Origin of the sequence: Aerococcus sp. Group 1 (assembly GCF_000193205.1) — a bacterium.
Classification (GTDB): domain Bacteria; phylum Bacillota; class Bacilli; order Lactobacillales; family Aerococcaceae; genus Aerococcus; species Aerococcus urinae_A.
Genome location: NC_015278.1, coordinates 16,169 through 29,334, shown reverse-complemented (window position 1 = coordinate 29,334; position 13,166 = coordinate 16,169). Strand labels below are relative to the sequence as shown.

11 protein-coding genes and 1 tRNA gene are annotated in these 13,166 nt (G+C 40.3%); 4 read left to right on the top strand and 8 right to left on the bottom strand.

What is annotated here, in order from left to right:
• Window positions 1-13: 13 nt before the first annotated feature.
• The 8 genes from HMPREF9243_RS00130 to rpsF all read right to left on the bottom strand — a co-directional run bounded on the left by HMPREF9243_RS00130 (window position 14) and on the right by rpsF (window position 8,304).
• Window positions 14-787, bottom strand: coding sequence for an ABC transporter permease (locus HMPREF9243_RS00130; RefSeq protein ID WP_013669007.1), 774 nt, complete (start codon window positions 785-787; stop codon window positions 14-16).
• A 1-nt stretch (window position 788) separates the two neighbouring features.
• Entirely contained in the window at window positions 789-1,499 is a 711-nt protein-coding gene (locus HMPREF9243_RS00125; RefSeq protein ID WP_013669608.1) for an ATP-binding cassette domain-containing protein, read from the bottom strand.
• 117 nt (window positions 1,500-1,616) lie between these two features.
• Window positions 1,617-3,647: a DHH family phosphoesterase gene (locus HMPREF9243_RS00120; RefSeq protein WP_013668864.1), complete on the bottom strand. Its 2,031-nt coding sequence runs from the start codon at window positions 3,645-3,647 to the stop codon at window positions 1,617-1,619.
• A gap of 2,540 nt (window positions 3,648-6,187) precedes the next feature.
• Window positions 6,188-6,646, bottom strand: a complete 459-nt coding sequence (locus HMPREF9243_RS00115; RefSeq protein ID WP_231286953.1) for a DUF3278 domain-containing protein — start codon at window positions 6,644-6,646, stop codon at window positions 6,188-6,190.
• Between the two features lie 43 nt (window positions 6,647-6,689).
• Complete coding sequence (locus HMPREF9243_RS00110) at window positions 6,690-6,899, bottom strand: helix-turn-helix transcriptional regulator (RefSeq protein WP_013669762.1); 210 nt, start codon at window positions 6,897-6,899, stop codon at window positions 6,690-6,692.
• Window positions 6,900-7,126: 227 nt separating this feature from the next.
• Window positions 7,127-7,366 (bottom strand): 30S ribosomal protein S18, encoded by a 240-nt coding sequence (gene rpsR, locus HMPREF9243_RS00105; protein WP_013669454.1) that lies wholly within the window; start codon window positions 7,364-7,366, stop codon window positions 7,127-7,129.
• Window positions 7,367-7,393: 27 nt separating this feature from the next.
• Window positions 7,394-7,966, bottom strand: a complete 573-nt coding sequence (gene ssb / locus HMPREF9243_RS00100) for a single-stranded DNA-binding protein (protein WP_013669178.1) — start codon at window positions 7,964-7,966, stop codon at window positions 7,394-7,396.
• Window positions 7,967-8,001: 35 nt separating this feature from the next.
• Window positions 8,002-8,304, bottom strand: a complete 303-nt coding sequence (gene rpsF, locus HMPREF9243_RS00095) for a 30S ribosomal protein S6 (RefSeq protein WP_013669618.1) — start codon at window positions 8,302-8,304, stop codon at window positions 8,002-8,004.
• Window positions 8,305-8,637: 333 nt separating this feature from the next.
• On the opposite strand from rpsF, the gene HMPREF9243_RS00090 reads away from it, so the two are divergent.
• The 4 genes from HMPREF9243_RS00090 to HMPREF9243_RS00075 all read left to right on the top strand — a co-directional run bounded on the left by HMPREF9243_RS00090 (window position 8,638) and on the right by HMPREF9243_RS00075 (window position 12,597).
• Window positions 8,638-9,939 (top strand): amidohydrolase, encoded by a 1,302-nt coding sequence (locus HMPREF9243_RS00090; RefSeq protein ID WP_013668482.1) that lies wholly within the window; start codon window positions 8,638-8,640, stop codon window positions 9,937-9,939.
• Window positions 9,932-11,350 carry a YfcC family protein gene (locus HMPREF9243_RS00085; RefSeq protein WP_013668695.1) on the top strand — a complete coding sequence of 473 codons (1,419 nt, stop codon included), beginning with the start codon at window positions 9,932-9,934 and terminating at the stop codon, window positions 11,348-11,350. The genes HMPREF9243_RS00090 and HMPREF9243_RS00085 overlap by 8 nt, the downstream gene beginning before the upstream one ends.
• A complete protein-coding gene (locus tag HMPREF9243_RS00080; protein ID WP_081456572.1) occupies window positions 11,245-12,369 on the top strand; it encodes an asparaginase in 1,125 nt (374 codons plus the stop codon). The genes HMPREF9243_RS00085 and HMPREF9243_RS00080 overlap by 106 nt, the downstream gene beginning before the upstream one ends.
• Before the next feature lie 148 nt (window positions 12,370-12,517).
• Window positions 12,518-12,597, top strand: a tRNA-Leu gene (locus tag HMPREF9243_RS00075).
• Window positions 12,598-13,166: the final 569 nt, after the last annotated feature.

The following is a 13,166-nucleotide window of genomic DNA, read 5'->3' as shown; positions in this document are numbered from 1 at the left end:
GCTATTCCTCCTCCTAATCGCGACTATGGGCGCTTAATTTTAAGCGTTGCCGGTCATCAAAGAAACTCTGATAGGCAAAATGGGTGGCCACGAAAGAAGCGATGGTTGCCGTTGAGATATGGGTGAACATAATCATCATCTGATACATAATGGCGGTCTTTGGCGCTACCCCAGCAAAGAGCAAACCATTCATAGTCCCCGGAAAGGTCACAATCCCCACCGCATAGGCCTTGTCCAAAGTTGGCCGCATCCCCTTTTGCATGGCTTGGCGGATTATTCCCATGGACGCCTGCTTGGGATTGGCTCCTAAGGCTAAGCGTTCTTGGATCTTTTGCCTATCTTGGTCGAAAGTAGTCAGTAAATGCCCATAAGCTAGGCCCAGAGCCGTCATGGAATTTCCGGCGATGGTTCCACCTAAGGCAATTACCTGTGAAGGGGTAAAAGCCAGGGCCCCAGCTAGGACTAGTAAGGAAAGCGTCCCGACTACCGTAAAGCTAATGGCTAAGAGCGAAATCCAAAAAACATGGTCAATCCCCTGGCCCCGTTTGGCCGCGTGAAAGGCCGCATTAATAATAATCAGACCAATTAAAGTGGCGGTCAAGAGGGGGTGGTTGATATCAAAAATAAAGGAAAGAACCAGCCCCACGAGGTAGAGTTGGACGACCACTCGAAAAGCGGAAGTGATTAATTCGCCCTCTAAACCTAAGCGTTGGCGGTAGGAAATGTAGAGACTAATCACCACCAGGCCCGCACTGAGAATCAGGGAAAGGGGGTTGGCTTGGAGCATACTATTCAACCACTTTACCCCCTAGCTTTGCTTGGCTAGATGATTCATCTTCATCAGATGGCGCTTTTTCCGTAGCTGATAAGGTCAGCGTTCGGTCAGTCATCCCATGTTCTGAATCGATGTGTGAAACCATCAAGTAAGTAACCTGGTGCTTGTTTCGATAATCTTTTAACCAAGACCAGACCAAATCACGGGACTTGGCATCCAGGGCACTGGTAATCTCATCTAATAAGAGCACCTTGGGTTCAAAAAAGAGGTTCCGAATTAAAGCGACCCGCTGCTTCTCCCCGCCAGATAAGGTGTCAATTTCCTTATCGATAAATTGCGTATCCAAGGCCATGGCTTCTAAGCCACGCTTAGCCAAGTCTTCATCAAAATCCTCCCCACGAATTTCAAAGGGGAAGGCCAGGTTTTCCCTGACGGTATGTCCAAATAATTGCGGGGATTGAAAACAATAGGAGACTTGCTTACGAATAGTGGTTGGTGGGTAATCCTCGATCGCTTGACCATTTAATTGGTAGGTGCCAGAAACCTGTAAAGCTGGGTCATATAATTGGGCCAAGTATTTCAATAAGGTACTCTTCCCTGATCCGGAAGGCCCTTTGATACCGACAAATTCACCCGCTTCAATGGTAAAGGATAAGTCCTTGATAATAGCCCCTTGGTCACTAGCGATATTTAAATGGTCAACTTGGATAATATTCTCTTTCATAATTACCTACTTTCCTGATAAAGAAAATAATCAACAAGAACCTGACTGTCCCATGTTGATTATCTTCCTTCCTATATAATAAAAGTTAAAACTCTTCTTTTTTGACAGTCTACCTGCCTAGTCTTCCTCACTTTGTTTCTTAATCACATCAACTAAAAGCTCACGGGCTTGGCTGACACTAACATCAGAAATTTGGGTAGCGGCATTAGACAAGTGACCACCACCACCAAGTTCTTCCATAACGGTTTGAACATTGACATTCCCCATACTACGAGCAGAGATTCCTACCCGCTTGTCTTCCCTTAAGAAGACCACGAAGGAAGCGACAATGCCGTTCATAGATAGTAAGGAGTCAGCTGCCTGAGCTGCAGTCACTGTGGAATAGACCGTGTCATCGTCCCCCGCAGCGATTCCATAGTAAGGCGGCATGATGTCGACACTTTCAATCAATTGGTTCCGTTTAATGTATTCGGATAAGTCCTCCTTAAGGAACTCTTGAATCAAGATTGAATCGGCTCCACAGGATTTTAAGTAAGAAGCGGCGTCAAAGGTCCGTGATCCCGTTCTTAGGGTAAAGTTTCTGGAGTCAATAATAATCCCAGCTAACATGGTTGTTGCTTCAATCCGGTTAATGGATTTAGAGGATGCATTTTGATATTCAAAGAACTCGGTGATCAGCTCACAGGTGGATGAGGCATAGGGTTCAATATACTCTAGGAGGACATTCTCAGGATATTCTTCCCCTTTACGGTGGTGGTCGATAACCACTACCCCATTGACCATATCAATCAATTTCGGTGCGGTAGTAATCGAAGGCCGGTGAACATCGACGATAAAGAGTAAGGAATTGTGTTCGATCAGTTCTTCTGCCTCTTGGGGACTAATGATCGCTTCATTAATGACCTCGTCCTTACGCAATTCCACCAGTAACTTCTCAATATCAGAATTGATCCGTGATTCATCAATAATAATATGACACTTGCGATCATTCATCTCGGCAATGCGTCGAATCCCAATGCAGGCCCCAATGGCATCCATATCCGGATAATCGTGGCCCATTACAAAGATCGATTCGTTTTGTTGCATCATTTGAGCGATAGTGGTAGCAATTTGACGAGAGCGAACATGTGTTCTCTTCACCATTGGGTTAGTTTTCCCACCATAGTAACGAGCTTTTTCGCTTTCAATCTTAATCACCACCTGGTCTCCCCCACGACTGAGGGCTAAATCCAAGTTAGATTGGGCAATTTCGTTAATTTTACCAATATCTGGCGCTTCGTCATCCTCCTCTTGATAAGAAATCCCCATGGAAATCGTCAAGGGGAAGTTGCCCTTAGAGGTCGTCTCGCGAATGGTATCGATGACTGAAAAGCGATCTTCTTCCATTTCCATCAATTCCCCATAAGTAGTGACTAAGAGGAAACGGTCATCATCCAAACGCTTGATAAAAGAACCAAACTTCTTAGCCCAAGCGAATAATTGCTTAGTCATAAAGTTATCCACTGTGGATTTCCGCCGGTCGGAATAGGAAGCGATGGTTTCGTCATAGTTATCAATTAAGATATTGGCAATGACTAGACGGTTCTTGTCAGCCACATCGGCTATACGACCATATTCAGTGATATCTAGCATATACATGGCATTTTGGTCTTCCAAAAGTCCCACCGAGAGATAGTGGTCGTCCCAGGAAATCGGATGACCCGTGACATCATCTTCATCCCTTTCTTTTAATTGGTGGTAGATATCGGATAAAACGCTATCCACATCATCAATCTTATTGCCTAAAGTATCACTACTATTAAAGTAATTTTGCATATAGGGATTCATCCAACGTATGGTGTCATCCTCTTCAAACAAAATAATTCCTAGGGGGATCTGTAAAAGAATTTCATTTTCAATGGTTTGAATATCATCAGTGAGATCATAAACCTGCTTATTCAGTTCCTGTTCAATCAACCTGAAGGCTACATAGACTAGAATAATAGCAAAAATAACCAAAAGAAATGAAATCAGGGCAATTAAGGGATTATTATGCATTAGCATCCCTACCGCTAGGAAAACTAAGATGGCAGCAATAACCAAAGGCACAAAAATATTGGATTGATTTAAGATATTGGACAGACGTCCACTATGTTTATTATCTTTCATATTTTTCTCCTTTGTAGTTAACGATAAAGGTATACATACATCCTCTATTTTACCATATTTTTAATAAATTCTAAAGATTTCCTATTCTTGGCCTATATGAGCCTGTAGGGAATCGGCGGAGGAAGCATTAGTTTCATTTAAAAAGCTGTCATCGGAATAAGGTAAGTTTTAAGAGTGCAAGCCTTGATTTATAATCAATACAAGTTATTAATCTTGAACGGTAGAAATATCCTCTATTTTATATAAGAAGAGATAAAAGAAAGCCCTGCCCTATAAAAGGGGTTGTCTTGATGTTTTCACAGAAATGTTTCACGTGAAACATACTTTCTTATTTCTGAATTTGCAAATAAATTTAAAAGCGAAATCTAAATAGGAAATTCAGACACTTATTTCCTATATAAGACTATAGCTGAAACTTATCACCACAGTTGTATAAAGAAGCTAGGAAGACTTTAACCTTAAGTATTAAAGGCCTATCAGTAATCTAATCTCCTTACATAGATCTTATCCATAAGCAAATTAGTAGATACTATAAGTTATTTACCTTAATCAAGAAACGAGACTAAACAATTATCCTTATCAGAAGTACAGACTAAGTTATAAATTAAAAAAGCCCAAGCTGCTATTCATATAATTAATTTATAAAGCATTATACGAATAACCTAGTGCTAGGAGCAATGTAAATATGCAGAAATCTTTTTTCTTTCTATTCTTTATATAGGTTACTTAGTAGATAGTAATTTATCAGTTATAGTGCCTCTCCTTTAGAATAGATTAGATTAGTTAGCTATTAATATTCGCATGTAGGGGAAAATTGCTACATAATGGAATGTTTCACGTGAAACATTCTGAAAATATACGATTTACTTATCTTTAACTAACAAATGGATCGATCGAGCGTACGTATATAAGTATATGAGCTTTATAAACTACTTTTACTAAAAAATCTTGTAAAACTTCACTTATATTATAATTTATTGAAAATATATTCATTGTTTCACGTGAAACAATAGCACTTTAAAAGGGTTTATTTAATTTACAATCTATTTATATGCCTTGTTTCACACTTTTTTATCTGTTCCATAGCTTATTTCCTCAACACTAAAACATAACAAGCCTGTATAACAAAAGCTATAAAGCAAAAAGCACCAAATGCTTAAATGCTTAATCTTAACACTAAAAATATGCCTCCTTATTTTATAGTTATTAGCTCGTTTAAAATCAAGTCACTATATAAAGTAAACAAGCTCTCAAATAACTGATGTTCCACGTGAAACATTTATATATGAAAATTATAAAACTGTTAAACAGAGAAATTGCATGTTTCACGTGGAACAATTCTGTAAAACAAATAGATATTGAATTATATTGGAGTATATTTATAGGCCTATTCAATCCTTATAGCAGTCTGATATACCTTTCTAGTAAGAATAGAGGTTGTTGGGAGCCATAAGAGTTCTTACAAAATGCATCCAAATGGTTAAAATCGTAAGGCAAAAATAAAGTAAAAACAAATTAACCACCCCCAAAAGGAAAAAACAACAAACAAGTCAAATCCAGTTTAATCATTTTATGAAGTAAATAAAATTTTAAGAATATAATGATAATAACCATAAATAAGAAAGAATTTATATAATTAAACAAGAAAGAGCAAGACAAGGAAGGACTATATTCTAAATTACAAAGAAACATTTCAAAGTAGAGATGTTTCACGTGAAACATAAGTCAGTTAACAGTTAGGCAGAGATACCCTTATTAAACTAAACTACGTCTTATTCTGGAAAAATTTTCCATTTAAATGCTTTCCTTATAATGTACTACTAGCTTAATCAAAATAATAATAAAGGCATTAACTCAAAAAAGAAGAAGGTATTCCATAGCAGTAGCTATATTTATTTAAATTAGTAGTTTACAGGTTTAGCTTAAATGAAAAAAAGAGTAAGTAGTATATAAAGCTAATAACCATAAGCCCAGATAATATTATTAATAAAACAAACAGCACACCTTGTACTTAATTAATCATCTCTTATTTACTAAGTAATAAAGAAATTACTCTACAAATAAGCAAAACAATAGCTAAAAAGATTATAGTCAAGTTATAAAGAAGTCCCTATCCAGAAATAACCATTATATACACCTAGCACACCTAGCCATAGAACTAGACCATGAATAAGAATAGGTTTCAAACTTAGGCGGATTTCCTTTGAGTCAATCTTATAGCTTATCCACAAGCTTAATAATTAAAATACTCTGCACTCTATCCACTGTGAGTAAATGATATCCACTTGTGGATAAGACCATCGAAAAGAGTTTTATTCCTAGAGAACACTTATAAGCCGAACACTTATCCACAATAACAAAAGGCTTAGTAGCAAGGTTTCAAGCTAGAACATTCGTTTTATTAACAGATTTATCCACAGGTGTATATCTTAGCAGATATCTTGTTTCACGTGAAACACTTATCCACAAAAAAAGCCTAGCGCTCAGGCTAGACTTCTTCTAATTCTTATTCAATTATTTATCCACAGGTCCTTTTCAAATTAAGAATCCTCGTATTTCTTTAGTAATCGCATATTCATATAATACATAAAGAGATAAAAAATGATCACTGCGACTAAGAGAAAAACAACTTCCCTAGTACCGAAATGAAAAGCACCTTCTTTAACCTTTTGCCCTAAACTCTGAAAGAGAAACAGAATAATTCCATAGATGAGAGAACTTTTGGTGACTTTCTTTCGAATTCGTTTTTTATTAGCAGGGTAGTCAGAGGCATCAATTTCTTTAACCATAATGCCTAATTTCATTGAAAAGATCAAGATATAGACCATAGTCATAACAATACCAAATAAAGAACCCCATAGAATAAAATTAAAAGCGATTAATGACTTTTCAGCTGGGAAAAAAAGGGCGAGTAGGAATAAAATAGCTTCCCAGAGCCATATAAAAATGAAACACTTGTTCCCCATACGCTCACATTGAACAAGCCGATATTCATCCATTTCTTCAACGCCATAAAAGAATTTTAAGAAACGAATATAGAGACTATTCTTCTTTCTCATCATCATCTTCCTCCCAAAATAAAGCATTTAAATCAGTATCTAAGGCTTTGGCTAAGGCAATGCAGAGCTCTAGACTTGGATTATAACGGTCATTTTCAATCATATTCACGGTTTGACGAGCAACGCCAATCTCTTCAGCTAGAGCTTTTTGCGATAATCCCGACCGTGTGCGGTAATATTTTAAGCGATTCATCCTTCACCTCACCCATTTCACTGCGATGTCAGCAATATACGACAGTATAATCGAATATTTTTATTTTGTCAATTATAATGGACAAATTATCTTTAGTTTTTCATTATCCACCTGTTGATAAGTTATTTCTGCATTAGGGTTATACTTGGCAACTTTCGTGCGCTCAGCAGAAAAGGGCCAAATAAAAAAGACTGCGATAGTTATCACAGCCTCCTTTATAACTTTTATTATTCAGCAACGGTAAATGGTAAGAGAGCCATAATCCGTGCGCGTTTGATTGCTGAAGTTAGGGTACGTTGGTGTTTAGCACAGGTACCTGTTACGCGGCGTGGTAAGATTTTACCCTTGTCAGAAACGTAACGACTTAGCAAATCGGTATCTTTATAATCAATAAAGTCCATGTGGTTAGCGCAGAAGAAACATACTTTTCTACGTCTGCGTCCTCCACGACGACGATTTTGTGCCATGTTCATTATCCTCCTTTGTCCATTCCACTAGAATGGAAGATCATCATCAGCGATATTGATCGATCCGTCATTATCATTTGATGGGAAAGGATTATTATTTCCTCCCACAAATGGATCATTGGATCCACCAAAGCTGTTGTCATTCATTGAAGGGGATTCTTGTTGATTATTATAGCCGCCAAAACTTTGATTTGAGCCAAAAGAGTCATTAGCAAAACTATTGCCTGAGTTGCCAAAGTTATTGCCATTGTCACTGCCTTGTGGGCGTTGTTCAGTGACACTCTTAGGTTCCAATAAGCTAAAGTTATTCGCTAGAACTTCAGTCACATAGACACGTTGGCCTTGTTGGTTTTCATAGTTACGGGTTTGAATATTCCCTTCAATCCCTACCAAAGACCCTTTCCGTGTGAATTTAGCAAAGTTTTCAGCTGCTTTACGCCACATTACACAATTAATGAAATCCGTTTGGGTTTCACCTTGGGCATTGCGGTAGTTACGGTCACAAGCTACAGTAAAGTTGGCTACTGCAGTTCCACTTTGGGTATAACGTAGATCAACTTCGCGAGTTAATCGGCCGACTAAGACGACATTATTAATCATACAATGACCCCTCTCTTAAGAATTACTTCTTATCACTAAGCTTCAACTTTTGTAATCATATGACGTAAAATGTCGTCATTAATCTTGGCAAGACGGTTGAATTCATCGATTCCAGCTGCGTCTTCTGCTTCACATTCGATCAAGTGGTAAACACCTTCACGGAAATCATTGATTTCATATGCGAAACGCAATTTTTGCCAATCTTCTGATTTAGTGATTGTTGTGCCGTTTGAAGTTAGGATATCGTCAAAACGTTTCACTAAAGCCTCTTTAGCTTCACTGTCAATGTTTGGACGGATAATGTATAACACTTCATATTTTGTTACATTTTCACTCATCAGTTCGCACCTCCTTTTGGTCTATAAGGTTCTTAATTCATTTAAGAACAAGGAGAGTAATTTTCATACTCACAGTTTGTAATCATAGCAAAAATTATCCGGAATAACAAGGATAAAATCTTGAAAATCAGTAAATTTTTGCTTGGCAAGCGATATTGACTGCCGGGCTGACCTAGGCCTATGTTAGCATTTTTTCCAAAAAGATCCTCTGCTTAAGTCACAAAGCCGATAGTGGTCTGACTAGTCAAAATATCACCGCTATTTAGAGGAAATTAGCAAATAGCCTATGCTATAATAAATAGATAAAAAAAGAAAGACGAGGGAGGAATCACTATGTCTGATCGGACATTGGCCCAAGAGCTATCAGCCATGCGCCGCTACTATCACCGTTTTCCTGAACCGGCTTGGATGGAATACCGAACCACTATCAGTATCATCAACCGCCTAAAAGCCCTGGGATATGAGGTTAAATACGGCAAAACCATACACAATCCGGATTGTATGATGGGCCTACCCAAAAAAGACTTTGCCCAGTCCTATGCTGCCACGATTAAGGAAGACGTTGATTTTGACATTCAAGAGATCCTAGCCGGTTATACCGGGGCTGTCTGCGAATTAGATACAAAGCGACCTGGACCAAGTATTGCCATGCGCTTTGATATTGACGGTTTAGCCATTAAGGAGAGTAAGAGCAAAAAACACCTGCCTAATCTGTACGGTTTTGCTTCCAAGCACAAGGGCTACATGCATGCTTGCGGCCACGATGGCCATATTACTGTGGGGCTTTACCTGGCTAAATGGTTAAAGGACCACCAAGACCAATTGACAGGGAAGTACTTACTGATCTTTCAACCCGCTGAAGAAGGGGTTAAAGGGGGCAAGTCTATGGTCAATACCGGACTGGTCGATGGCTATGACTACTTTCTTTCCGGTCATATTGGCATGGGGGCCCCAGCCAACCAGGTCACCCTGGCTACTGATGGTTTTCTAGCCACAACCAAAACGGACATCCAATTTTCGGGTTTATCCGCCCATGCTGGAGCCAGTCCAGAAAAGGGCCATAATGCCATCCTGGCCGCCGCTTCAGCCTTATTAAATCTAGAAACCTTACCCCAATATTCCACAGGAGCAGCCCGTGTGAATGTTGGGAAGATCCAAGGTGGGGCAGGACGAAATATCATTGCCAATTCTTGCCGCTTAGAAATGGAAACCCGCGGCTCATCGTCAAAGATCAATGACCACTTAAACAAACGAGTCAAAGAAGTCGTTGCCGGGGCAGCCATGCAATACCAGTGCAAGTACCAAATCCAGCAAGTCGGTGAAGCTCCTGCCTTAAATCAAAAAGACCAACCCTTCTATCAAGAAATCCATGGTCTTCTCAACCAGGCCGGCATTCCTAGTTCAGTCGGTTTTCATTTTGGAGCCTCAGAGGATGTGGTCTTCTTCATGAATCGAGTAGCCGAACTCAAGGGCAGGGCCTGCTTCATGCTCTTTGGGAGCGAGTTAGCCAAGGCAAATGGCCACCATAATTCCCAATTTGACTTTGAAGAAGCAGTCTTAGTGACAATGGTAGAAACCTTTACCCATTTATTGATGCATTACGGACAGAAGAAAAAGGAGGAATCCGATGAGTAAAGCAAAGCTACGCCGCTTTAGAATGCCTAATTCCTTAGTGGTCTTATTTATCTTATTAATCGTTATTGCCGGCCTAACCTATATTATACCCGCCGGAGAATTTGCCTCCATGACCTTGCCATCGGGGCAAGAAGTGGCCAATCCCGAGCAGTTCAACTATGTGCCTAAAAACCCCACTAGCTTCACTGATTTTTGGAATGCCATTCCTAAGGGCTTTACCAAGAGTGCTAGCGTCATTGCCTTTACCCTAATCATTGCCGGGACCGTGGAAGTTTTAAAGAAGACTGGCCTTATTGATGGCATTGTTACCAATCTCTCAGCCCGATTTTCTGATAATGGGGTCCTTGTTATTCCCATTTTAATGTTTTTCTTTGCATTAATTGCAGCCTTTATCGGAACAGCGGAGTTAAGTTTGGTTTACTTACCTATCATCATGCCTCTAATTCTAAGTCTAGGCTTCGATAAATTAACGGCGGCTGGTATTGTTCTTATTTCTACCACCTGTGTGGGTTTTTCTGCTGGCTTTACTAATCCTTTTACCGTCGGAATTTCCCACCAAATTGCTGGTCTCCCCATGTTTTCCGGGATGGGCTACCGGGTGATAGTCTTTATTGTTTTCTATCTGATTTGTAGTCTCTATCTGATGAAATATGCCAAGAAAATCCACCGCGATCCTGAACTTGTCCTCAAAGAAGCCTACCAAGAGGGCTTAATCGAGTCGGAAGAACAAAAGATTGGGCAAACTAGCCAAGCGGTCCGTTTGACTGCCCGGCAAAAAATCATTGGTATCGTTTTAATTCTGCTCTTTGCCTATATGATTTACAATGTCTTAGTTAATGGCTGGGGCATGATTGAAATGGCTGGACTTTTTGTTATGATTGCTGTTGCTACCGCCCTGATTGACCGCATGCCTACCAATGACTTGATCCAAGCCTTTATGGAAGGGTGTTCCAGTGTCCTATCCGGAGCCATCTTAATTGCAGTAGCCAATGGGGTCTCAGTCTTGATGAATGAGGCTAAAATTTTGGATACGGTGGTCCACCAATTTGGTAACCTGCTCCAAGGACTTCCAGTTTATCTCTCCGCCTTGGCCATCTTTCTCTTTATTACTATCTTTAACTTCTTTGTTACCTCTGGATCAGGTAAGGCCATTGTGGCGATGCCCATCATCTCACCGTTAGCACGGATGGTAGGGCTCAACCAGCAAGTGGCGGTCTTAGCCTATACCCTAGGAGATGGCTTAACTAATGTTTTCTATCCGACGTCAGGGTACTTTATGGCAACTATTGCTAATGCCAAGATTGAATGGGGCGACTGGGCCAAGTTTTTCCTACCACTCTTAGGCATCCTCTATCTTGCCAGCATGGCTTTAATTATTATTGCCCAAATGATTGGCTATGGACCTTTCTAGTAGTCATCAATCATGCAAAGGAGGTCAAAAATGACAAAAAATCGATTGTTTTAATTAATTTAGGGGGAACCATTACTAGCGTCCATACCCAAGGCGGGGGCCTGCAGTCGGGGACCTTAACTGGGAGCGAACTCCTCAAAGATATGGACCTCAGCAGTTTAGCCGTCGATCTAAAGATTAAAGAGGTCAAAAGTATCCCTTCTAATGAAATGAGCTTAGCCGATATGGCCGATATTGCCCAAGCCATTGAAGCTGAAATTGAAAAGGGCGCCCAGGGTATTGTCCTCACCCATGGGACGGATACCATGGAAGAGACTTCTTACTTTGTCGACTTGCTCCTGGATACGCCTGTGCCGGTCGTCTTTACCGGCAGCCAATTATCCAGCCAGGACTTGGGATATGACGGTTTTTCCAATATCCGCGATGCTGTTCTGACCGCTGCCAGCGATGATAGCTACGGTAAGGGGACGCTTTTAGTCTTTAACCAGTGTATCTTTACTGTCAATGATGTAGTGAAAAATAACAGTATCGGCCTCCATGCCTTTGAGTCCCTCAATGCCGGCCCTTTAGGGGTTACCTACGGTGGTCGAGTTCATTATTTCCGTGACTACCATCCTGTCAAGAAATTCCCTGTCCACTTAGACCAAAACTTTACCCCTAACGTCTACCTGGTTAAGGCCAGCCTGGATTTCAATCCCAAGATGATTACCGCCTTAGTGGAGGCTGGCGCTGAGGGCTTTGTCTTAGAGGGCTTTGGAGTAGGATCCTTACCACCAGCCCTCCAAGATATCCTCGCCCAAGTGATTCAAAAAGGAATTCCAGTGGTTTTGGTGGCTAAAGCTAACCGCGGCGGGGTCCATAAGGTTTACGCCAGCAAGGGGGCTGCTATCCAATTAGAAGAAGTAGGTGTCATTCTAGACCAAGGCTATCTTAACGGCCAACACGCCCGCTTAAAACTCATTGCCATGCTCAACAGCCCTCTAAAGGACAATATCGCTGACAAGTGGAACAAGTACTAATATTAACTTCAACCGCTTGAGAAGGCCTTTAAAAAGCTTCTCAAGCGGTTTTTTATAGGAAACCTAGCGTTAAAGTTTAGCTTTTGTAATAACACTTGATTTTTTCCTTTACATTTACCCAAGTTTAGGCATACAATAGTAGCATCGCGCAGGCGTGGCGGAACGGCAGACGCGCTGTCTTCAGGCGGCAGTTTCTTTGAAGTGTGGGTTCAAATCCCATCGCCTGCATAATAGAGTGCGAGGTGACAGAAAAAAGTGAAACACTGGAAGAAATATGCGGAAATCCTTGAAAAGGATTGACAAATATTTCTGAAGTGGAGTTCACTTTTGTCACCGAGCACGTTTAGATAGAGTGTGAAAAAAGTCAAAAAGGCTCTGGACCGCTTCGCATACTATATCTGTAACTCGCTTGCGCTTCGAACAGCTATAGCAACTGGAGCGGACTATGGAAGATAGTTGCAAAACTATCGCACATAGTTCCTGAAGTGGACGCCAGGGCTGACTTTTTGAACACGTTTGAATAGAGTGTAAAAAAGACGAAGCTTTTAGTTATTTCTAAGAAATCACGCAAATATCACGCAAATTAAAAAATACATCTATATGTTCTCAAGCTTTATGAAAGAAATAAGCACCTTAGTTACTAGGTGCTTTTTATTTTCTCTATATAACGTTTTAAAAAATTATCTAAGGCTTCATTCATAATAGACTTGAAAAGGAGAGGCTTTAAAGCGTCTCCTTTTTTGTACCTTAAATATGCTTTTCAAAGTAAACCGTATCTAACCACTGACCGAATTTAT